This window comes from Microbacterium sp., from assembly GCF_047972865.1.
GTDB lineage: Bacteria > Actinomycetota > Actinomycetes > Actinomycetales > Microbacteriaceae > Microbacterium.
Genome location: NZ_JBKEAY010000104.1, coordinates 1 through 20,919, shown reverse-complemented (window position 1 = coordinate 20,919; position 20,919 = coordinate 1). Strand labels below are relative to the sequence as shown.

The 20,919-nt window shown below is 69.5% G+C and carries 18 protein-coding genes and 2 pseudogenes; 5 read left to right on the top strand and 15 right to left on the bottom strand.

Features of this window, described 5'->3' with window-relative positions; translation table 11 throughout:
• The 4 genes and pseudogenes from ACK5KK_RS06480 to ACK5KK_RS06465 form a co-directional block, all read right to left on the bottom strand.
• A pseudogene (locus ACK5KK_RS06480) lies at nucleotides 1–544 on the bottom strand (hypothetical protein); the annotation flags it as partial.
• Between the two features lie 161 nt (nucleotides 545–705).
• Nucleotides 706–2,040: a class II 3-deoxy-7-phosphoheptulonate synthase gene (locus ACK5KK_RS06475; protein ID WP_416889272.1), complete on the bottom strand. Its 1,335-nt coding sequence runs from the start codon at nucleotides 2,038–2,040 to the stop codon at nucleotides 706–708.
• Nucleotides 2,041–2,078: 38 nt separating this feature from the next.
• Nucleotides 2,079–2,759 (bottom strand): lysophospholipid acyltransferase family protein, encoded by a 681-nt coding sequence (locus ACK5KK_RS06470; protein ID WP_416889271.1) that lies wholly within the window; start codon nucleotides 2,757–2,759, stop codon nucleotides 2,079–2,081.
• A gap of 2 nt (nucleotides 2,760–2,761) precedes the next feature.
• Nucleotides 2,762–3,697, bottom strand: a complete 936-nt coding sequence (locus tag ACK5KK_RS06465) for an ROK family protein (protein WP_416889270.1) — start codon at nucleotides 3,695–3,697, stop codon at nucleotides 2,762–2,764.
• A gap of 152 nt (nucleotides 3,698–3,849) precedes the next feature.
• Here ACK5KK_RS06465 and ACK5KK_RS06460 point away from each other — a divergent pair, with 152 nt between their 5' ends.
• Nucleotides 3,850–5,676 (top strand): AMP-dependent synthetase/ligase, encoded by a 1,827-nt coding sequence (locus ACK5KK_RS06460; protein WP_416889269.1) that lies wholly within the window; start codon nucleotides 3,850–3,852, stop codon nucleotides 5,674–5,676.
• Between the two features lie 6 nt (nucleotides 5,677–5,682).
• On the opposite strand, the gene def is transcribed toward ACK5KK_RS06460, so the two are convergent.
• From def to ACK5KK_RS06445, 3 genes are all read right to left on the bottom strand, one after another.
• A complete protein-coding gene (gene def / locus ACK5KK_RS06455; RefSeq protein ID WP_416889268.1) occupies nucleotides 5,683–6,174 on the bottom strand; it encodes a peptide deformylase in 492 nt (163 codons plus the stop codon).
• Complete coding sequence (locus tag ACK5KK_RS06450; RefSeq protein WP_416889267.1) at nucleotides 6,174–7,505, bottom strand: MinD/ParA family ATP-binding protein; 1,332 nt, start codon at nucleotides 7,503–7,505, stop codon at nucleotides 6,174–6,176. The genes def and ACK5KK_RS06450 overlap by 1 nt, the downstream gene beginning before the upstream one ends.
• Nucleotides 7,506–7,573: 68 nt before the next feature.
• On the bottom strand, nucleotides 7,574–10,981 hold the full coding sequence (locus ACK5KK_RS06445) for a pyruvate carboxylase (protein ID WP_416889266.1): 3,408 nt from the start codon (nucleotides 10,979–10,981) through the stop codon (nucleotides 7,574–7,576).
• Between the two features lie 93 nt (nucleotides 10,982–11,074).
• Here ACK5KK_RS06445 and ACK5KK_RS06440 point away from each other — a divergent pair, with 93 nt between their 5' ends.
• Nucleotides 11,075–11,884, top strand: coding sequence for a ParA family protein (locus ACK5KK_RS06440; RefSeq protein ID WP_416889265.1), 810 nt, complete (start codon nucleotides 11,075–11,077; stop codon nucleotides 11,882–11,884).
• A 48-nt stretch (nucleotides 11,885–11,932) separates the two neighbouring features.
• Here ACK5KK_RS06440 and ACK5KK_RS06435 read toward each other — a convergent pair whose 3' ends face one another.
• From ACK5KK_RS06435 to ACK5KK_RS06425, 3 genes are all read right to left on the bottom strand, one after another.
• Nucleotides 11,933–12,478 carry a MerR family transcriptional regulator gene (locus ACK5KK_RS06435; RefSeq protein WP_416889264.1) on the bottom strand — a complete coding sequence of 182 codons (546 nt, stop codon included), beginning with the start codon at nucleotides 12,476–12,478 and terminating at the stop codon, nucleotides 11,933–11,935.
• A gap of 108 nt (nucleotides 12,479–12,586) precedes the next feature.
• Nucleotides 12,587–13,273: a MerR family transcriptional regulator gene (locus tag ACK5KK_RS06430; protein ID WP_416889263.1), complete on the bottom strand. Its 687-nt coding sequence runs from the start codon at nucleotides 13,271–13,273 to the stop codon at nucleotides 12,587–12,589.
• Nucleotides 13,270–13,761, bottom strand: a complete 492-nt coding sequence (locus tag ACK5KK_RS06425) for an FHA domain-containing protein (protein ID WP_416889262.1) — start codon at nucleotides 13,759–13,761, stop codon at nucleotides 13,270–13,272. Before ACK5KK_RS06425 ends, ACK5KK_RS06430 begins: the two co-directional genes overlap by 4 nt.
• 168 nt (nucleotides 13,762–13,929) lie before the next feature.
• On the opposite strand from ACK5KK_RS06425, the gene ACK5KK_RS06420 reads away from it, so the two are divergent.
• Nucleotides 13,930–14,271 carry a hypothetical protein gene (locus ACK5KK_RS06420; protein ID WP_416889261.1) on the top strand — a complete coding sequence of 114 codons (342 nt, stop codon included), beginning with the start codon at nucleotides 13,930–13,932 and terminating at the stop codon, nucleotides 14,269–14,271.
• 6 nt (nucleotides 14,272–14,277) lie between these two features.
• Here ACK5KK_RS06420 and ACK5KK_RS06415 read toward each other — a convergent pair whose 3' ends face one another.
• Nucleotides 14,278–14,670, bottom strand: a complete 393-nt coding sequence (locus tag ACK5KK_RS06415) for a hypothetical protein (RefSeq protein WP_416889260.1) — start codon at nucleotides 14,668–14,670, stop codon at nucleotides 14,278–14,280.
• A gap of 125 nt (nucleotides 14,671–14,795) precedes the next feature.
• On the opposite strand from ACK5KK_RS06415, the gene lpdA reads away from it, so the two are divergent.
• On the top strand, nucleotides 14,796–16,196 hold the full coding sequence (lpdA, locus tag ACK5KK_RS06410; protein ID WP_416889259.1) for a dihydrolipoyl dehydrogenase: 1,401 nt from the start codon (nucleotides 14,796–14,798) through the stop codon (nucleotides 16,194–16,196).
• A 143-nt stretch (nucleotides 16,197–16,339) separates the two neighbouring features.
• Here the strand turns inward: lpdA and ACK5KK_RS06405 are convergent, their stop codons facing one another.
• Together ACK5KK_RS06405 and ACK5KK_RS06400 are read right to left on the bottom strand one after the other, a co-directional pair.
• Nucleotides 16,340–16,978: a CYTH domain-containing protein gene (locus ACK5KK_RS06405; RefSeq protein WP_416889258.1), complete on the bottom strand. Its 639-nt coding sequence runs from the start codon at nucleotides 16,976–16,978 to the stop codon at nucleotides 16,340–16,342.
• Nucleotides 16,975–17,202, bottom strand: coding sequence for a response regulator (locus tag ACK5KK_RS06400; RefSeq protein WP_416889257.1), 228 nt, complete (start codon nucleotides 17,200–17,202; stop codon nucleotides 16,975–16,977). The genes ACK5KK_RS06405 and ACK5KK_RS06400 overlap by 4 nt, the downstream gene beginning before the upstream one ends.
• A 101-nt stretch (nucleotides 17,203–17,303) precedes the next feature.
• On the opposite strand from ACK5KK_RS06400, the gene ACK5KK_RS06395 reads away from it, so the two are divergent.
• The gene (locus tag ACK5KK_RS06395) at nucleotides 17,304–18,035 is read left to right on the top strand and encodes a glutamine amidotransferase (protein WP_416889256.1); all 732 of its coding nucleotides are present in this window, start codon (nucleotides 17,304–17,306) and stop codon (nucleotides 18,033–18,035) included.
• Between the two features lie 21 nt (nucleotides 18,036–18,056).
• On the opposite strand, the gene ACK5KK_RS06390 is transcribed toward ACK5KK_RS06395, so the two are convergent.
• Entirely contained in the window at nucleotides 18,057–20,558 is a 2,502-nt protein-coding gene (locus ACK5KK_RS06390; RefSeq protein WP_416889255.1) for a glycogen/starch/alpha-glucan phosphorylase, read from the bottom strand.
• A gap of 64 nt (nucleotides 20,559–20,622) precedes the next feature.
• Nucleotides 20,623–20,919, bottom strand: a pseudogene (locus ACK5KK_RS06385) (YihY/virulence factor BrkB family protein); the annotation flags it as partial.

The following is a 20,919-nucleotide window of genomic DNA, read 5'->3' as shown; positions in this document are numbered from 1 at the left end:
GCCGCCTCCCGCCGCGTCGCGGACCCGAGAGCAGATAGTCGCCGACAGCGACGAGCCAGTGCCGCGACAATGACCGCTTCCGCCCGGTGTCGAGGTCGACACCAGTGGCCCCGGGAACCGACAACTGGCACCACAGCGGCGCCGGCGTCACCACGGGCACACCGCCGAAGAGCGTGCGGTCGGTTCCGGCATCCAGCGTCTCCCACCCGACCACACCCGGACGCCGCATCGGCGGCCGCGCCGCGAGTGCGGTCACGTGCAGCGGTTCCTCCGGCGCCTCCGGAAACGGCAGCGGAATCCCCCACAGGCGCGCCGCCGTGAGGTGGCTGAACACGTGGTACTCGTCCAGCGTCGCCCGGAGTGCGTCGCAGCGCTCCGGCAGGTTCGGTGCGTCACCACCGGCCGGGACGTACACGTCGTGGTGCGGATGCCGGACATCGTCCGCGCCGAGGCGGCTGCGCGCCACACCCGCCGCAGCGGCCTCCGCAAAGGCGAACGGCCCCAAGCTCAATGGAAACGGCAACGGTGTGGGGCGTCTGGGCATCCCGCCATGTTGCCCCCTCACGCCACCGCTTACTCGAAACCGTCCCCACCCCCTCGCGAAACTTCACGAATGTCACCCAAAACGGCCGCATGAGTGACATATGTGAAGTCTCGCGGCCCGCGGGGCGCGGCGCGGGCGCGCGCGGCGCGGCGCGCCGGGGGTCAGAGCTTTTCGAGTTCTTCGGCGACGAGGAATGCCAGTTCGAGGGACTGCATGTGATTCCGGCGCGGGTCGCACAGCGACTCGTACCGCGTCGCCAGGCCGTCCTCGTCGATGTGCTCCGAGCCGCCCAGGCACTCGGTGACGTCGTCACCGGTCAGTTCGACGTGGATGCCGCCGGGGAAGGTCCCGGCGACCCGATGCGCCTCGAAGAACCCGCGCACTTCGTCGACGACATCATCGAAGCGACGCGTCTTGTACCCCGTGGGCGTCGTGATGCCATTGCCGTGCATCGGGTCGGTGACCCACAGCGGGGTGGCACCGGCATCCCGCACCGCCTCCAGGAGCGGCGGCAGCGCGTCACGGATCCTGCCGGCGCCCATGCGGGTGATGAAGGTCAGCCGCCCCGGCTCGCGCTCGGGGTCGAGCTTGTCGATGAGGGCGAGCGCCGTCTCCGGAGTGGTGGTCGGCCCCAGCTTCACGCCGATCGGGTTGCGAAGCTTGGCGAAGTAGTCGATGTGGGCGCCGTCCAGGTCGCGGGTGCGCTCCCCGATCCACAGGAAGTGGGCCGACGTGTTGTACGGCGTTCCGGTGCGCGAGTCGATGCGCGTCATGGGCCGCTCGTAGTCCATGAGCAGGCCTTCGTGACCGGTGTAGAACTCGACGCCGCGCAGTTCGTCGAAGTTCGCGCCCGCCGCCTCCATGAACTTGATGGCCCGGTCGATCTCGGTCGCGAGGCGCTCGTAGCGCGCGTTGGCCGGGTTCGCGGCGAAGCCCCTGTTCCAGGAGTGCACCTCGCGTAGGTCGGCGAAACCGCCCTGCGTGAAGGCCCGGATCAGGTTGAGCGTGGATGCCGCCGTGTGGTAGCCGGTGAGCAACCGCTGCGGATCGGTGGCGCGCGAGGCCTCGGTGAAGTCGTAGCCGTTGACGATGTCGCCACGGTAGGCCGGCAGCGTGACGTCGCCGCGGGTCTCGGTGTCGCTGGAACGGGGCTTGGCGAACTGACCCGCCATGCGACCCATCTTCACCACCGGCATCGACGCGCCGTAGGTGAGCACGACCGCCATCTGCAGCACCGTCTTGATGCGGTTGCGGATCTGCTCGGCGGTGGCGCCCGCGAACGTCTCGGCGCAGTCACCGCCCTGCAAGAGGAACGCACGACCGTCGGCGGCGCGCGCGAGGCGGTCGCGCAGCATGTCCACCTCGCCGGCGAACACGAGCGGCGGCAGGCCGGCGAGTTGATCGGACGCCGCGGTCACGGCGTCGAGGTCGGTCCACGTCGGCTGCTGCTTGATCGGAAGCGCACGCCACGAGTCGAGGTCGATGGGGGTCGGCACCCGGTCAGTCTAGTGGGATGCCGGCTTGTCGGACGCCGTCACAGCGACCTGCGCTCCTTGACGGTGGAGGCGTACACGTCGTCGTACTGCTGCTCCCCCAGTCGCTGCAGCGCGACCATGATCTCGTCGGTCACCGACCGCAGGATGTACCGGTCGCTCTCCATGCCGCGGAACCGCGAGAAATCCAGTGGTTCGCCGATGACCATGCCGACACGGCCGACACGCGGGATGCTGCGCCCGATGGGCATGATCTTGCCGGTGTCGACCATGACGACCGGAATCACCGGGACGCGTGCCTCCAGCGCCATCCGGGCCAGTCCGGTGCGGCCCCGGTAGAGCTTGCCATCGGGGCTGCGGGTGCCCTCGGGGTAGATTCCGAGCAGGTCGCCGCGTCCCAGGACGCCCAGGCCCGTGTTCAGCGACGCCTCCGATGCCTTCCCCCCGCTGCGGTCGATCGGGATCTGTCCGGTCGCCCGCATGAAGAACCGCGTCGCCCAGCCGCTGATCCCGGTGCCGGTGAAGTAGTCGCTCTTGGCGAGGAAGGACATCGGCCGGTCGATCATCAGCGGGAGGAAGACCGAGTCGCTCACCGAGAGGTGGTTGCTCGCGAGGATCGCCGCCCCCGTCGCGGGGATGTTGCCGCGCCCGACGATCCAGGGGCGGAAGATCGCCTTCAGCACCGGGCCGATCACGACGTACTTCATGAACCAGTAGAACATCGTCAGCTCCGCTCTCCCGCCAGGTCGGCGACGCCGATGAGCCCGGCGTCGTTGCCGAGCGTCGCCGGCACGATGTCTGCGATCGGCCGGTGCCCGACACCGGGCACGGCGGCGGCGAAGGATGCCCGGACCGGCCGCAACAGCGGCTCGCCGAGTTGGGCGACGCCACCGCCGATGACGAAGCGCTCGGGGTCGAAGATCGCCTGGAACTGCCCGCACGCCTCACCGAGCGCCCGCCCGACACGGTCGACGGCACGCAGGGCGCCGGGATCGGATGCCGCCACCAGCCGGGCGATCACCGTTCCGTCGATCCGGCCGTCGGCGGTCTGCGCCGCCCGCAGCGCCGCACCGATCTCCGCGTCCTCGGCCACCTCGGCGGCCTCGGCCTGCAGCGCCCGTCCCGACGCATACTGCTCCAGGCAGCCGGTCTGACCGCATCCGCACCGCCGTCCGCCGGGCACGGAGCGCAGGTGGCCCAGCTCGCCGGCGATGCCGAACGCGCCGGTCAGCAGGGTCCCGCCCACGACGACGGCCCCGCCGACACCGGTGCCGAGCGTGAGCATCGCCATGCCGCGGGATCCGCGGCCGGCACCGTATCGGTACTCGCCCCAGCCTGCCGCGTTCGCGTCGTTCTCGAGGGTGATGGCCCGGCCGAGGAGCTGCTGCACCCGGTCGCGCAGCGGTTCGTTCTGCCAGGCGATGTTCGGCGCGTGCAGGACGACGGCCCGATCGGCGTCGATGAACGCCGCGGCCGCCACGCCGACCGGGCCCACCTCGTGCCGCGTCTCGAAGCCGGTGACCATCTCCGCGACGGCGACGGCGATCGCGGCGGGCTCGCGGGGGGTCTGCACGCGCGCGCGGTCGACGATGTCGCCGCCCGGCGACACCACGCCGCCGGCGATCTTGGTGCCGCCGATGTCGATCCCGACGCTGAGCACTACGCATCCTCTCCGCCGGCGCCGCCCGCACCGACATCGGGAGTCTAACGTCACCGTCGCGCCACCTACCGGGCCTGGCGCGCGGGAGCGGGATACACTCGATCCCGACCGCCCATCACGAAGCTGACACGGTACCGAAGGAGTTGCCGCCCATGAGCGCAGCACAGTTCGAAGTCCCCGCGATCGTGCCCGCGGACCCGGAGGCCAACGTCACAGACCTGCTCGTCGACCGCGTCAAGGCGACGCCGTCGCGCGTGCTGTTCGGCGTCCCCGACGGCGACGGCTGGCGCGATGTGACCGCCGCGGCGTTCGTGCGCGAGGTCATCGGCCTGGCCAAGGGGTTCGTCGCCGCCGGGATCTCCCCCGGGGACAAAGTGGGCTTCATCGCGCGGACGACCTATGACTGGACGCTGGTCGATTTCGCCCTGTTCTTCTCGGGCGCCGTCATGGTGCCCATCTACGAGACCAGTTCCGCCTCACAGATCAACTGGATCCTGTCCGACTCGGGCGCGGTCGCCGTGATCGCCGAATCGGCCGAGCACGCCGCCCGGATCGCCGAGATCCGCGGCGAGGTGCCGCTGCTGCGCGACACCTGGACCATGCAGTCGGGTGACCTCGATACCCTGCGCGCCCAGGGGGACGGCGTCGACGACGAGGAGATCGAGCGCCGCCGCAACCTCGCGGTGGGTTCTGACATCGCCACCCTCATCTACACGTCCGGTTCGACGGGCCGCCCGAAGGGCTGTGTGCTGACCCACAGCAACTTCGTCGAGTTGTCGCGCAACGCCGCGAAGGCGCTCGGCGAGGTCGTGAACACTCCGGATGCTTCCACTTTGCTGTTCATCACGACGGCGCACGTGTTCGCCCGGTTCATCTCGATCCTCGCGATCCACGCAGGGGTGCGCACCGGTCACCAGCCCGATACGAAGCAGCTTCTGCCGGCGCTCGGGTCGTTCAAGCCGACGTTCCTGCTGGCCGTCCCGCGAGTGTTCGAGAAGGTGTACAACTCCGCCGAGCAGAAGGCCGAAGCCGGCGGCAGGGGAAAGATCTTCCGCAAGGCGGCCCAGGTCGCTATCGACCACTCGACCGCGTTGCAGAACGGCGTCGCTCCGTCGCTGGGCTCGCGCGTGGTGTTCGCGGTGTTCGACCGCCTCGTGTATGGCAAACTGCGCACCGCGATGGGCGGCAACGTGCGCTACGCGGTGTCGGGCTCTGCGCCGCTGGGCCCCCGCCTGGGACACTTCTTCCACAGCCTCGGCATCACGATCCTGGAGGGATACGGGTTGACCGAGACCACCGCCCCGGCGACGGTCAACCTGCCCGACAGGTCGAAGATCGGCACGGTGGGTCCGGCGATCCCCGGTGTGGGCCTGCGCCTGGCCGACGACGGTGAGATCGAGGTCCGCGGGGTCAACGTCTTCGCCGAGTACTGGCAGAACCCCGAGGCCACCGCGGACGCGTTCGACGGCGACTGGTTCAAGACCGGCGACATCGGCACATTCGACGACGAGGGCTTCCTGACGATCACGGGTCGCAAGAAGGAGATCATCGTCACCGCGGGAGGGAAGAACGTCTCCCCCGCCGGGTTGGAGGATCCGGTGCGGGCCGACCCGATCGTCGGTCAGGTCGTCGTCGTGGGAGACCAGCGCCCGTTCGTGTCGGCGCTCGTCACCCTCGACCCCGAGATGCTGCCGACGTGGCTGGCCAACAAGGGCCTGCCCGCCGACATGTCGCTCGCGGATGCCGCGGTCAACCCGCAGGTGCGTGCCGAGGTGCAAAGCGCGATCGACCACGCCAACGATGCGGTGTCCCGCGCGGAGTCGATCCGTGCCTTCACGATCCTCGACACGGAGTGGACCGAGGCGAGCGGACACTTGACGCCGAAGCTCAGCATCAAACGCAACGTCATCCTCACCGACTTCGCCGACGCGATCGACGCGATGTACGACGCCCCGGCGCCGAGCGCTGCGGCGGGCTGACCGCCGTTAGAACCAGTCCGACTCGCGCACCTCGCGCATCGCGATGCGGCGCTCGTCGGGGCTCAGCCGCTGCAGGTAGACGATGCCGTCGAGGTGATCGGTCTCGTGCTGCAGCGCCTGGGCCATCAGCCCTTCGCCCTCCAGGATGATCTCCCGTCCGTCCAGGTCGATGCCGGTGACGCGCGCGTAGGGCGAGCGCACCGCGTCGTGCCACAGGCCCGGCACCGACAGGCAACCCTCACCGATCGGTTCGGGCTGGCCGGAGACCTCGGCGAGCACCGGGTTGAGCACGTAGCCGATGTCGCCGTCGATGTTGTAGCTGAACGCCCGCAATCCCACCCCGATCTGCGGTGCTGCGACGCCCGCGCGGCCGGGTTCGGCGACGGTGTCGAGAAGGTCCTGCACCAGCGCGTGGATGCCGTCGTCGACCTGCTCGATGGTTTCGCATCTCATCCGCAGGACCGGATCGCCGAAGAGCCGAATGGGGCGCAGCGCCATCAGGCGGCCGTGTTCGAACTGCGAAGGCCCTCGACGACGGTGGCGGCAAGTTCGCGCGCCGCCGCGCGGGTGGCCGGACGCAGATCACGGAACGACACGGCCGACCCGGTCGCGATCTGCGGGTCGTACGGGATGCGGACGACCGCGCGCACACGGGTGCCGAAGTGGGTCTCCAGTTCGTCGCCGCGGACCAGCTCGGCACCGGGGCGGGCCGCGTTGAGGACCACGACGGTGTTGCGCACGAGGTCGGCGTACCCGTTGGATTCCAGCCACGTCAGGGTCTCGGAGGCGAGTCGGGCCTCATCGACGCTGAGGCCGGTGACGACCACGAGGTGATCCGCCGCGGCGAGCGTGGCGTCCATCACCGAGTGCACGATGCCGGTGCCGGTGTCGGTGAGGATGACCGAGTAATAGTGCGCCGCCAGATCGGCGACCTGGCGGTAGTCCTCGTCGCTGAAGGCTTCGGACACGTGCGGGTCGGTGTCGGAGGCGAGGACGTCCAGCCTCGTCTCGTCGCGAGCGACGATGTCGGACAGGTCGTTGAATCCGCGGATCTCCTCGCGCGTGCGCACGACGTCGCGCACGGTCTTCCCCCCGGTCTGCCCCACGCGTTCGGCGAGCGTCCCTCGATCGGGGTTGGCGTCGATCGCGATGATGCGGTCGTCCCGGGTGTCGGCCAGTGCCATCCCCAGCAGGGTCGTGATGGTCGTCTTCCCGACGCCGCCCTTGCGCGACAGCACCGGCACGAACTTGGCCCCGCCGTGCAGCGGCTGTGCGATCCGGCGGTCGAGTTCCTTGCGCTCGCGGGCCCCCTTGCTGTCGCCCAGATTGACCAGGTGCCCCGACACGCCGTAGACGAATCGCTGCCATACGCCCTCCGGGGCCGGCTGCGCGACACGTGCCGGATCCACGAGCCGGTCGGAGGTGAGCAGGTCGCTGGTCTCGCGGCCGGCACCGAGTTCGCCCAGTCGGCGTGACTGCAGCGGAACCTCCGAGGTCCGTGGGCGGACCCGCTCCGGGACTTGCTCCGCCGTCGAGGCCGGGACGACCGCGGCAGCCGTCGGCGGTGTCGCGGGCTCCGGTGCGGCGGGGGTGACCGACGCGACCGTGCGGTACAGCGCGGGCGCAGGCCGCGCCTCGTCCGCCGGGCTGCGCGGGGCGCTCGGTTCATCGTCCACGAGGTCCGCGTCGTCGTCGTCGGCCGTGGGCAACGTCACGCGGACCTGGGCGGTGCCGAGGTTCCCGATGCCCGCGGTCCCGATGGTGCCGGTGTTGTCGAGGACCGCGTTCTCGTACTCGCCGGCTTCGTCGTCCTTGTGCTCAGAACTCACTGCCTCATCACTCCAGGTCGGTTCGGGCTTGCTCCCCAGCGGTTCACGTCCCCGCCCGACAGCCCAGACTACTCTCCGGGCCGGATGACGAGCAAAAGGTCTCCCGCTTCCACCGGCGCGGCAGCCCCCAGCACGACCCGTTCCACGACGCCGTCCACGGAAGCGGTGATCGCCGCTTCCATCTTCATCGCCTCGATCGAGGCGACCGACTGGCCGGCCGCCACGACGTCGCCGACGGCCGCTTTCACGGTCACGACCCCGGAGAAGGGCGCGGCGACGTGACCGGGCTGCGATGGGTCGGCCTTCTCGGCCTCTTTCGTCTCGACGCTCACGCTCCGGTCTCGTACCGCCACGGGGCGCAGTTGCCCGTTGAGGGTGGCCATGACGGTGCGCATGCCCTTCTCGTCGACTTCGCCGATCGCTTCCAGTCCGACGTAGAGCTGCACGCCCGGTTCGATCTGGACGATGTGCTCCTGGCCCGGGACCAACCCGTAGAGGTAGTCGACCGTGTCCATCGCGCTCAGATCGCCATAGGTCTCGCGCATGTCCTGGAACGCCCGGGTGGGCGCCGGGAACAGCAGCGCATTGAGCATGTCGCGGCGCGCGGTCGCGTCGCCGTCGAGTGCCGCCTCGTCTTGGTCGGTCAGCGGCGTCACCCCGGTCTTCGGAGTGCGTCCGGCCAGCACCTTCGACCGGAACGGTTCCGGCCATCCGCCCGGCAAGTCACCGAGCTCGCCGGCCATGAACCCGACCACGGAGTCCGGGACGTCGTAGTTCTCGGGATGCGCCTCGAAATCGGCGGGGTCGGCCTTGACGGCGGCGAGGTGCAGGGCGAGGTCGCCCACCACTTTCGATGACGGCGTGACCTTCGGGACCCGCCCGAGGATGCCGTTCGCGGCCGCGTACATGTCCTCGATGAGCTCGAAGTCGTCGGCCAGGCCGAGGGCGATCGCCTGCTGCCGCAGGTTCGAGAGCTGCCCGCCCGGGATCTCGTGGTGGTACACACGTCCGGTGGGACCGGGCAGGCCCGACTCGAACGGGCGGTACTGGGCGCGCACGGCCTCCCAGTACGGTTCCAGGTCGGACACCGCCGTGAGGTCGAGTCCGGTGTCGCGGTCGGTGTGGGCCAGCGCCGCCACGAGCGCCGACAGGGAGGGCTGGCTCGTCGTGCCCGCCATGGGCGCCGCGGCGGCGTCCACCGCGTCGGCGCCGGCAGCGCTTGCCGCCAGCAGGGTGGCCAGCTGCCCGCCGGCGGTGTCATGGGTGTGAACGTGGACGGGCAGGTCGAACCGTTCGCGCAGCGCGGCGACCAGGCGCGTTGCGGCGGCAGGACGCAGCAGGCCCGCCATGTCTTTGACGGCGAGGATGTGGGCGCCGGCCTGCACCACCTCGTCGGCCAGCCGCAGGTAGTAGTCGAGGGTGTAGAGGTCCTCGCCGGGATCGAGGAGGTCGCCGGTGTAGCAGACGGCGGCCTCGGCGACGGCGGTACCGGTCGCCAGGACCGCCTCGATCGCCGGTCGCATCTGGCTGACGTCGTTGAGCGCGTCGAAAACACGGAAGATGTCGACGCCGGATCGGGCCGCCTCGTGCACGAACGCGTCGGCGACTTTGGTCGGGTAGGGCGTGTAACCCACGGTGTTGCGTCCGCGCAGCAGCATCTGGATCGCGACGTTGGGCAGGGACTCGCGCAGCGCGTCGAGTCGCTCCCACGGGTCTTCGCCGAGGAAACGCAGGGCGACGTCGTAGGTCGCCCCGCCCCAGGCCTCCACCGACAGCAGTTGCGGCGTCATCCGCGCGACGTACGGGGCGACGGTGACCAGGTCGCGGGTGCGCACGCGAGTGGCGAGCAGGGACTGGTGCGCGTCACGGAACGTGGTCTCGGTGACGGCGAGGGCTGTTTGTGCCCGCAACGCGCGGGCGAACCCGGTCGGGCCCAGTTCGGCCAGGTGCTGCCGCGACCCCGCGGGAGCGGGCGCGTCGAGGTCGAGCTCGGGGAGCTTGGCGCGGGGTTCCACCGACACCGGATTCTCGCCGTGCGGGCGATTGACGGTCGTCTCGGCCAGCCAGGCGACGATCTTCGAGCCGCGGTCCTTCGACTCGCGCCCGTTGACCAGCTCCGGCCGCTCGTCGATGAACGCGGTGCTCAGGTCGCCCGCGACGAACGACGGGTCGTCGAGCACCCGCTGCAGGAAGGGGATGTTGGTGCTGACCCCGCGGATGCGGAACTCCGCGAGCGCGCGGCGCGACCGGCGCACCGCGGAGGCGAAGTCACGACCGCGACAGGTCAGCTTCGACAGCATCGAGTCGAAGTGAGGACTGACCTGCGAACCGGCTGCGGTCGTCCCGCCGTCGAGGCGGATGCCGGCGCCGCCGGGCGACCGGTAGGTCGTGATCTTGCCGGTATCGGGCCGGAAACCCTGCGCGGGGTCCTCGGTGGTGATCCGGCACTGCAGGGCCGCACCGCGCACCCGGATGTCCTCTTGCCGCAGGCCGAGCTGGTCGAGGGTCTCCCCCGCCGCGATCCGCATCTGTGACTGGACCAGGTCGACATCGGTGACCTCCTCGGTGACGGTGTGTTCCACCTGGATGCGCGGGTTCATCTCGATGAAGACCACCTCGCCGGTGCGCGGCCCGGCCGTCTCCAGCAGGAACTCGACCGTGCCGGCGTTCGCGTAGTCGATCGACTTCGCGAACGCCACGGCGTACCGGTGCAGCGCCTCGCGCACGTCGCCGGACAGGTTCGGCGCCGGGGCGATCTCGACCACCTTCTGATGCCGACGCTGCACCGAGCAGTCGCGTTCGTAGAGGTGCACGGTGTGGCCGCTCGTGTCCGCGAGGATCTGCACCTCGACATGACGCGGTCGGCGCACCGCCTGCTCCAGGAACACGCGCGCGTCGCCGAAGGCGCCGTCGGCCTCCCGCATGGCTTCGGCGAGGGCAGAGGGCAGGTCGGCCGCTGCCTCAACCCGCCGCATCCCTCGACCGCCGCCGCCGGCGACCGCTTTGACGAAGATGGGGAACCCGATGTCGTCGACCTGCGCCACCAGCGCATCCACGTCGTCGGAGGCCTCCGTCGAACGCAGCACCGGGACACCGGCGGCGATCGCGTGCTCTTTGGCCGTCACCTTGTTTCCGGCCATCTCCAGCACGCGCGCGGGCGGACCGATGAACGTGATGCCGTGCGCGGCGGCCCGCTCGGCCAGTTCCGGGTTCTCGGAGAGGAACCCGTAGCCGGGGTAGATCGCGTCGGCACCGGACTCGGTGGCCACGCGGATGATCTCGTCGACGTCGAGGTACGCGCGGACCGGGTGCCCCTCCTCACCGATCTCGTAGGCCTCGTCGGCCTTGAGCCGGTGCAGCGAATACCGGTCCTCCTGCGGGTAGACCGCGACGGTACGCGCTCCGAGCTCGTAGGCGGCACGGAAGGCTCGAATGGCGATCTCACCGCGATTAGCGACCAGGATCTTCCGGAACATGCTCACCTCACGAACTCGGCCGGGCCGCCGCAGTTGGGCCTCCCGGGGTGCCAAAGTGTGTTCTCAGCCTAGGGGACGGTAACGTAATGCTTCGTGCACGTTCTCTCCGTCAGTTCCTTGAAGGGCGGTGTCGGCAAGACGACGGTGACTCTCGGTCTCGCCTCCGCCGCATTCGCCCGAGGGGTCCGAACACTCGTCGTCGACCTCGACCCGCAGTCCGACGTGTCGACGGGCATGGACATCCAGGTGGCGGGCCGGCTGAACATCGCAGATGTCCTCGCCAACCCCAAGGAGAAGGTGGTGCGCCAGGCGATCACCACCAGCGGGTGGGCCAAGGTGCATCCCGGCACGATCGACGTCATGATCGGCAGCCCGTCCGCGATCAACTTCGACGGGCCCCACCCGAGCGTGCGCGACGTGTGGAAGCTGGAAGAAGCCCTCTCCACGATCGAGTCCGAGTACGACCTCGTGCTGATCGACTGTGCGCCCTCGCTCAACGCGCTCACCCGCACCGCCTGGGCCGCGTCGGACCGTGTCGTGGTGGTGACCGAGCCGGGACTGTTCTCGGTCGCCGCCGCCGACCGCGCCCTGCGCGCGATCGAGGAGATCCGGCGCGGGCTCTCGCCGCGCCTGCAGCCGTTGGGCATCGTCGTCAACCGAGTGCGCCCGCAGTCGATCGAACACCAGTTCCGCATCAAGGAACTGCGCGACATGTTCGGCCCGCTCGTGCTGTCCCCGCAGTTGCCCGAGCGCACCTCGCTGCAGCAGGCACAGGGTGCCGCCAAACCCCTGCACATCTGGCCGGGTGATTCGGCCCAGGAGCTCGCGCGCGACTTCGACGCGCTGCTGGACCGCATCATCCGGGCCGGGCGCATCCCCGCCCCCAGCGAGGCGTCCGCGTAACAGCGCCCGCGCGGCGTTGACGGCGGACGGACGGGCCGTGCCCGCCGATCAGGCGGTGCGTGCGGCTCGGCGCGCGGCGAGTTCGTCCATCGGCGCGGGGGTGAGGGCGTCGAATTCGACGAGCGTCGATTCCACTTCGCGCAGCACCTTGCCCACCGCGATGCCGAACACACCCTGCCCGCGGCTGACGAGGTCGATGACCTCGTCGTTCGAGGTGCACAGGTACACGGAGGCACCGTCGCTCATGAGCGTGGTTCCCGCCAGGTCGCGGATGCCGGACGCACGGAGCTGGTCGACGGCTACCCGGATCTGCTGCAAGGAGACTCCGGTGTCGAGCAGTCGCTTGACGAGCTTCAGGACGAGCACGTCACGAAAGCCGTAGAGGCGCTGGGACCCGGACCCGGTCGCGCTCTGCACGGTCGGTTCGACCAGACCGGTGCGCGCCCAGTAATCCAGCTGGCGGTAGGTGATGCCCGCGGCCCGAGCCGCCTCCGCCCCGCGATAGCCGACTTCCTCGTCGCGCTGGGGCAGACCGTCTGTGAACAGCAGCGCATCGGCGGACCGGTGACCGCTTCCGCCATCCTTCGCGCTCATCAATTCCTCCACCACGATTCCACCTCTCTCCACGCTAGAGCAGTCCAGCACCTGCGGCAACGACATCCGCCCGGATGCCCTCGGCGTGTCGCGATGCGACGGCGGGGGTTAACGCGTCAGCCGCTCCAGTGCCGTCTGGATCAGTCCGGCACGCAACTCGTCCATCCGCCGCGACAGTTCCGCGGCAGTTTCACCGGCGCGCTCGCGGGAACCGGTATCCGTGCGCCGCAGCAACGGTGCCAGCGCGCTCTCGATCAGCGACAGTTCGCGTTCCACGGCCTGCCGCACCCCCCGCAGGTGCCGGGGCTGGATGCCGTGCGTCTCCAGCGCCACGAGGGAGCGCAGCATCGCGAGCGAGCGTTGGTCATAGGTGTCGGCGGCGGGCAGTAGTCCCGCCGACACGGCATCGGCCAGCAGCGCCGTGTTCGCCTGCGCGGCCTGCACCAGCTCGGCCCGGCGGTACCGGCGGCCCACCGGAACGATCGACATAGGGACGACCGCCGCGCTCGCGCCGTCCGGTCCGTGCTCGTCGAGGTATTCCCGAATGCGGGCCAGCGGCAGATAGTGGTCACGCTGGAGCATGAGCGCCGTGCGCACGCGCGCCAGATCCGTCGGCGAGAACTTGCGGTAGCCCGACTCGGTCCGCATGGGCGTGACGATGCCCTGCACCTCCAGGAAGCGGAGCTTGCTCGAGGTCAGCGACGGGAACTCGGGGGTGAGCCGAGCCAGCACCTGACCGATGCTCAGGTACCCCGAGGACGAGGAACGCCGACGCGGCGACGCGGCGGGCGTCACGCGTCTGCCGCAGGCACGCGATCGAGGGGCGAGACGAAGAAGTTCAGCCGGAACTTGCCGATACGCACCTCGGAACCATCGACGAGCGCAGCGCGATCGACCCGTTCCCCGTTGACGTACGTGCCGTTCAGGGAGCGCTGATCGGTCATCTCGAACGCGGTTCCCTGTCGTGTCACCTCGGCGTGCCGGCGTGACACGGTGACGTCGTCGAAGAAGATGTCGGCCTCGGGATGGCGGCCCACCGTGGTCACGTCGGTGTCGAGCAGGTACCGCGCGCCCGCGGTCGGCCCGGAGCGCACCAGCAGGAGCGCGGAACGCGACGGCAGTGCCGCGATCGCGTCGACCTCCGCCTCGGTCAGTTCCATGCCGAACGGGACGAAGGAGAGATCGGAGTCGCTTCCGAACGTCTGCGTGGTATCGGGCGCGCCCGAAGAAGCGCCGAAATCATCGCGGCTGATCTCGCCGCCCGGTCGATCGTTGCTCAACACCTGAGTCCTCCTCCGCACTCACCCTAACGGATGCCGTGCCTCCGCCGACATTCGAATGAGCGACGTGCGCATCGCCGATTGTTGCGGCGTGTGTCGCCATCGTGGCGCGCCGGCCCACCGCCACTTAGCCTGGACCAGCCCTCGTTCCGACGAACCCAAGGAATTCTCGTGTCCACTCCGCGCCAGCGCCTCACATCCGCCCCGGTCCGTTCGGCCGCGGCGTGCATGTGCGCCAGCGGCGGAGCCTGCTCGAGCTTCGCGCCCGGTCACGGCGTGCACCTCATCCAGGCGCGTCTTGTCGCGGCGACCCCGGCCGAGTGGGTGGATGTCATCGTCACCGCCGCCGACCCGGCCACGGGCACGATCCTCGTCCACACGCTGGACGGCACGCCCGTCGAGCTGTGGAGCGCGGCGGCATCCCTCACGGTCGGTGAGCCGGTCGCGTACCACCCCCGCTACCATGCGGTATCGGCGGGCGCGCGCATCGTCAACGTCGCCGTCATCGGCTGACCCGGCTCAGGCCGCCATCGCCTCCCGCATCGCGTTGCACGCGTCCATGCAGGCCTGACAGGCGTCGGCGCACATCCGGCACACCGCGTCGTCGGCGTGCATCATGCACGCGTCCATGCAGGTCTGGCACATCGCGATGCACGCGTCGAGCATCGCCATCATCGATGCGGGCGTCATGCCGGACATGCGCATCATCGCGCGCATCATCGTATTGCACATGTCGGCGGCGTTCCCGCAGGCCGGCGCACAGTCCATCAACTGCATCGAGCACACCACGCAGGCCTGTTCGCACGCCGAGCATGCGTCCATGCACGCCTGCATCACCGCCATGTCCATGGCCGGCATGCCCGCCATCGACATCATGTCCGGCGACACGGCGTCCATCATCTTCGCGTCCATTCCGATACCCACTTCCGTCATCCGATCAGCGAACAGGAACGCCCGCCGTGACGACCATGGTAGGGCGAGGACGACACCGGCGACAGGGCCGATCGCGGCCCCCGCCGAGCGATAGGCTGAGGGACATGCCTCACTATGACGTCGTCATTCTCGGTGCCGGCCCCGGCGGCTATGTCGCGGCGGTGCGTTGTGCTCAGCTCGGCCTGTCCACGGCCGTCATCGAAGAGAAGTACTGGGGTGGTGTCTGCCTCAACGTGGGCTGCATCCCCTCCAAGGCGCTCTTGCGCAATGCCGACCTCGCCCACACCTTCCACCACAAGGCCGACCTGTTCGGCATCAGCGGCGACGTGAGCTTCGATTTCGGCGCGGCACACGACCGCAGTCGCACGGTGTCCGAGGGCCACGTCAAGGGCATCCACTTCTTGATGAAGAAGAACAAGATCACCGAGTACGAGGGTCGTGGCGCGTTCACCGGCCCCAAGGCGATCACCGTCACCCGCGCCGACGGAACCACCGACGAGGTCACCTTCGACAACGCCATCATCTCGACCGGGTCGACCGTGCGGCTCCTCCCCGGCGTGGAGATCAGCGAGAACGTCGTCACCTACGAGGAGCAGATCCTGAACCGGGATCTGCCCGAGTCCATCGTGATCGTCGGGGCCGGCGCGATCGGCATCGAGTTCGCGTTCGTGCTGAACAACTACGGCGTGAAGGTCACCATCATCGAGTTCCTCGACCGCGCACTGCCCAACGAGGACGCCGACGTGTCGAAGGAGATCGCTCGGCAGTACAAGAAGTACGGTATCGACATCCTCACCGGCACCAAGGTCGAGCAGGTGGTCGACTCCGGCGACAAGGTCACCGTGAGCTACTCCGACAACGCGTCGGGGGCGCAGGGGTCGATCGAGGCCGACCGCGTCCTGATGTCGATCGGGTTCGCGCCGCGCGTCGAGGGCTTCGGGCTGGAGAACACCGGCGTGGCGCTGACCGACCGCGGTGCGATCGAGATCGACGACCACATGCGCACCAATGTCGAGGGCATCTACGCCATCGGTGACGTCACGGCGAAACTGCAGCTGGCCCACGTCGCCGAAGCGCAGGGCGTCGTAGCCGCCGAGACGATCGGCAAGGCGGAGACCCAGACGCTCGGCGACTACCGGATGATGCCCCGCGCGACGTTCTGCTCGCCGCAGGTGGCTTCGTTCGGCCTGACCGAAGCGCAGGCCCGGGACGCCGGCCACGACGTCGCGGTGGCGAAGTTCCCGTTCAGCGCGAACGGGAAGGCGAACGGCCTGGGAGAACCGGTCGGATTCGTCAAGCTCGTCGCCGACAGTGAGCACCTCGAACTGCTCGGCGCTCACATGATCGGGCCCGACGTCTCGGAGCTTCTGCCCGAGCTCACCCTTGCCCAGAAGTGGGATCTGACTGCCCTGGAAGCGGCCCGCAACGTCCACACCCATCCGACGCTCTCGGAGGCCGTGCAGGAGGCCTTGCACGGCCTGGTCGGCCACATGATCAACCTGTAGGCCGCGACCCGATCGGGATCCACCTATTCACACGAATGCTCCAGTGCGCTAGCGTGGGGCTTCGATGCTGACGCCGCCCCACCGCGAAGCCGGGGGCGGCGTCAGCGTGTGCGCACTCCCGCCCCGTCCGCGTCGCCGGCGATTCAGCCGCCGAGCGCGCGACGGAGCTTCGAGTCGGCGGGGGCGACTCGGCCTCCCGCGGCGGTGACGAGCCGGTCGGCCGCGGCGAACAGCGCCGCCTTCCCCGCGGCCTCCGCGGGAGCGGCCGCGCCGAGTTCGAACTCCCACTCGCGCCACTCGGTCGTCACCGACCGGGCGACGTCGGTCGCGGTGACACGGTCGTCGACGAACTCCGCGAGCACGTGACCGGACCCGTCGCGCAGCACCGTCGCGGTGCGGTCGGTGCGGATGCGGGCGCGAACGACGAAGGGGGGCGACGCCAGCTCGGCCACGGCATCGAGCACCGGCGGCGGCGGGGTCGCCTCGTCGTGGGCGCCCTCCCCCAGCGGCCATCGGGTCTCGTGCTTGCCGCCCACGGCGGACCGCTTGACGTGCCATCCCGCATCCGGTCCACCGGTGCGCCGCCGCAGCGCGGTGCCCGATCGCGCCAGTGCGCCGTCCGCGGTGTCGAAGTACCGGGCATCGAGGGCACGGCGGTCGGGCGCATCGACCGAAGCGACCCCGGCGAGCGCAGCCCAGTCCGGCACCGCGGTGTCCGCATCGACGTCGTATTTCTGCTCGACCTCGAAGCTGTACTCGGGGCCCGGCACGACCGAACTCACTCGTCGCGACCGTCGGGATCCGGGTCGATGTCCTCGGTCGCCTCGACGTACCGCAGCCGCGTCTCGGTCGGTCCGTCGCTGTCACCGGTGTGGGTCGGATCGCCCTCACGCACATAGACGATCTGCCCCTCGCCGTAGGGGACGATGTACTGGTCCTGCATCGCGTCCTCGATCGGTACGACTTGACCGTCGAGGGGCCCACCGAGCAGTCGTGCAATAGCCATGGTGACCTCCTCGTTCCAGCCTAGTCCGCCGCGTCCGGGCGCGACCGGGCACTGTCCACAGCATCCGCCCGCCGTCGACGGCGACCATAGACTTACCAGCGATGAAGCCGTTCCTGCTGCTGGCCACCCGTGCCGAAGACCTCCCCGCCGATGAGGAGTACGCGCTGTTCCTGCGGTACACCGGCCTCGACGAGCGGCACCTGCTCCGGGTGCGCCTGGAGGCCGAGCCGATGCCGCCGATCGACCTCGACGGACTGTCGGGAATCCTCGTGGGCGGTGGGCCATTCAACGCATCCGACCCGCCCGCGCAGAAATCCCCGGTGCAGCACCGCGTGGAAGCCGAGTTCGCGGCGCTCCTGGACGACGTCGTCGCGCGCGACTTCCCGTTCCTCGGGGCCTGCTACGGCGTCGGGACGCTCGGGGCGCACCAGGGCGCCGTGATCGACCGCACCTACCGCGAACCGATCGGCGTCATCGAGGTCACCCGCACCGACGCCGGGGCCGGCGACCCGCTGCTGACCGACATGCCCGACACGTTCACCGCGTTCGTGGGCCACAAGGAGGCGGTCACGACGCTCCCCGCCTCCGCGACGCTGCTGGCGACCTCGCCGGGATGCCCGGTGCAGATGTTCCGGGTGGGTCGCAACGTCTACGCCACGCAGTTCCACCCTGAGCTCGACGTGGACGGCATCACCACCCGCATTCACGCGTACTCGGGCTACGGGTACTTCGCGGCGGAGGAGAAGGATCTCACGCTGGCCGCGGTGCGGCGGCTGCCGGTGACTCACACCGGCAGCATCCTGCGCCGCTTCGCGGAGCGCTACGCGCGCTGACCCCGCTCCCCCGCCGGTGGGTCACAGGAGCGGCGGGGTGTGCCAGATGCGGTCGATGTAGTCGCGCATGGACCGGTCGGACGAGAAGAAACCGGACCGGGCGACGTTGAGGATCGCGGACCGCGTCCAGGCATCCTGGTCGGCGTAGGCGGTATCCACCCGCCGCTGCGCCTCCATGTACGAGGCGTAGTCGGCGAGCACCATGAAACGGTCGTCGTACAGCAGGTTCGACACGATCGGCTCGAACACGGTGCGGTCCCCGCCGGAGAACACGCCGGAGACGATGAGGTCCATCGCGCGGCGCAGCCCCTCGTCGGCCTGGTACACCTCGCTGGGGCGGTAGCCCGTGGCCCACAGCGACTCCACCTCGGGCTCGCTCATGCCGAACAAGAAGAAGTTGTCATCGCCGACGAGCTCGCGGATCTCGACATTCGCCCCGTCGTCGGTCCCCACGGTGAGCGCGCCGTTGAGCGCGAACTTCATGTTGCCCGTCCCCGACGCTTCCTTGCCCGCCAGCGAGATCTGCTCGGAGAGGTCGGCGGCCGGGATCAGCCGTTCAGCGAGGGTGACGTTGTAGTTGGCCGGGAAGACGATCTTGAGCCGGTCCTCGACGCGCGGGTCGGTGTTCACGGTCGCGGCGACCGCGTTGATCAGGTGGATGATGCGCTTGGCCATCGCGTAGCCGGGCGCCGCCTTGGCCCCGAAGACGAAGGTGCGCGGCTGCACGTCGGATGCCGGCACCCGACCCGAGACGATCCCCTCGTACACCGTGACGATGTGGAGCACCTTGAGCATCTGACGCTTGTACTCGTGGAGTCGCTTGACCATCACGTCGAGGAGGTGCCCGTCGCGGATGCCGACGTCGCCGCGCGCGGCCAGCACGTCGTTCAGCCGGCGCTTGTTGACCGACTTCACCTCGGCGAACGCGGTGCGGAAGTCGGGGTCCTCGGCGTACACCTCCAGTTCGCGCAGCCGCTCCAGGTCGGTAAGCCACCCGGTGCCGAGCGCCCCCGTGATCAGGTCGGACAGGTCGGGGTTGGCCAGCCGCAGGAAGCGGCGGGGCGTCACCCCGTTGGTCACGTTCGTGAACTTGTCGGGGAAGAACGCGTCGAACGCGGGGAGCACCTTCTCGCGCAGCAACTGGGAGTGCAGTTCGGCGACGCCGTTGACTTTCGCTCCGGCGACGGTGGCGAGGTAGGCCATACGGACGCTCCGCTCGGGGTGCTCGGCGATGATCGACATGTCGCGGATGCGCAGCTCGTCGTCGCCGTAGCGGGCACGCACCTCGTCGAGGAAGTCGTCATTGATGCGGTAGATGATCTCGAGGTGCCGCGGCAGCAGCCGGCCCAGCAGCTCGACCGGCCACACCTCGAGCGCCTCCGGCAGCAGGGTATGGCAGGTGTAAGCGAAGCACTGCTGGGTGATCTGCCAGGCCTGCTCCCATGTCATGTCGCGTTCGTCCACCAGGACGCGCATGAGTTCGGGAACGGCGATGACCGGGTGGGTGTCGTTGAGCTGGAAGATGACCCGGTCCGGCAGCTGCGTCAGGTCGAATCCCGCCGGCAGCACGTCGTTGAGGAAATCGGCGATGGAGGCGGCGGCGAAGAAGTACTGCTGCTGAAGCCGCAGCTCCTTGCCCTGCGGCGTGGAGTCCTCCGGGTAGAGCACCTTGGAGATGTTCTCGGCGAAGGTCTGCGCACGCACGGCCTCGGCATAGTCGCCCGCGTTGAAGATCCGCAGGTCGAACGCGTCGGTCGCGACCGCCGACCACAGGCGCAGCGTGTTGACACGCCCGTTGCGGTACCCCGGAACCATGTAGTTGTAGGGCACGGCCTGCACATTCCACGCCGGCACCCATCGCGTGCGAGCGGTGCCGGCGTCGTCGTAGGTCTCGGTGTGACCGCCGAACGACACGATCTGCGCCGCCTCGGGCCGGGGGAACTCCCACGGGGAGCCGAGCGTCAGCCAGGCATCCGGTCGCTCGACCTGCTGACCGTCGACGAACGTCTGCCGGAAGATGCCGTATTCGTAACGGATGCCGTACCCGATGTTGGGGACGCCCATCGTTGCCAGCGAGTCGATGAAGCAGGCCGCGAGGCGGCCGAGGCCCCCGTTGCCGAGCCCCGGCTCGACCTCCTCGGCACGCATGTCGTCGAGGTCGATGCCGCAGGACGCGAGAGCCTGGGCGGCGACGTCACGCAGCCCCGAGGCGAGGAGGTTGTTGTCGAGCTGGCGCCCGAGCAGGTACTCGGCTGACAGATAGCACACGCCTTTGGCCTGCGCTTCGCGCTGGCGGCGCTGGTCCTCCAGCCACCGGGCCATGAGGTAGTCGCGCACGGTATGGGCCAGAGCGTGGAACTGGTCGTTGACGGTCGCCGCCGACAGGGTGACGCCGCGTTGGAGGTTGAGGTTCTCGAGGAATCGTCGGACGAAACCGTCCACGGTACTCGGCGGAGCGGTCACGGGGGCGAGAGCGAGCGGGTGCGTGGCACCTGCGGGGCGGGGAGCGGGGAGATCAGACACACAGAAAACCGTACCGTCGTCCGGACACCTCTCCCGACCGATCCCGCAGGTCGTTGCACACTGTTCACACGGTCGAGACAGCGGAGGTCCGATTCTCGCGTTCCCGGGCGAGCGCATCCCGCGCACTCTGCAGGTCACGGGCGGCGATGTGGGTCAGGTCCTCGGTGTGACGCACCCGCAGTTGCGCGAGCGTGCGGGCACCGAACCGTTCTCGCACGCGGTCGTGATCCTCCAGGTGCTTCGTCACGATGAACGAGGCCGCGATGAGAATCACCTGCGCCGACAGGTTGAACCACAGCAGCAGCGCGATGAGCGAGGCGAACGAGGCCAGCAACGGGTTGCGAGCGGCTCCGCCCACGAA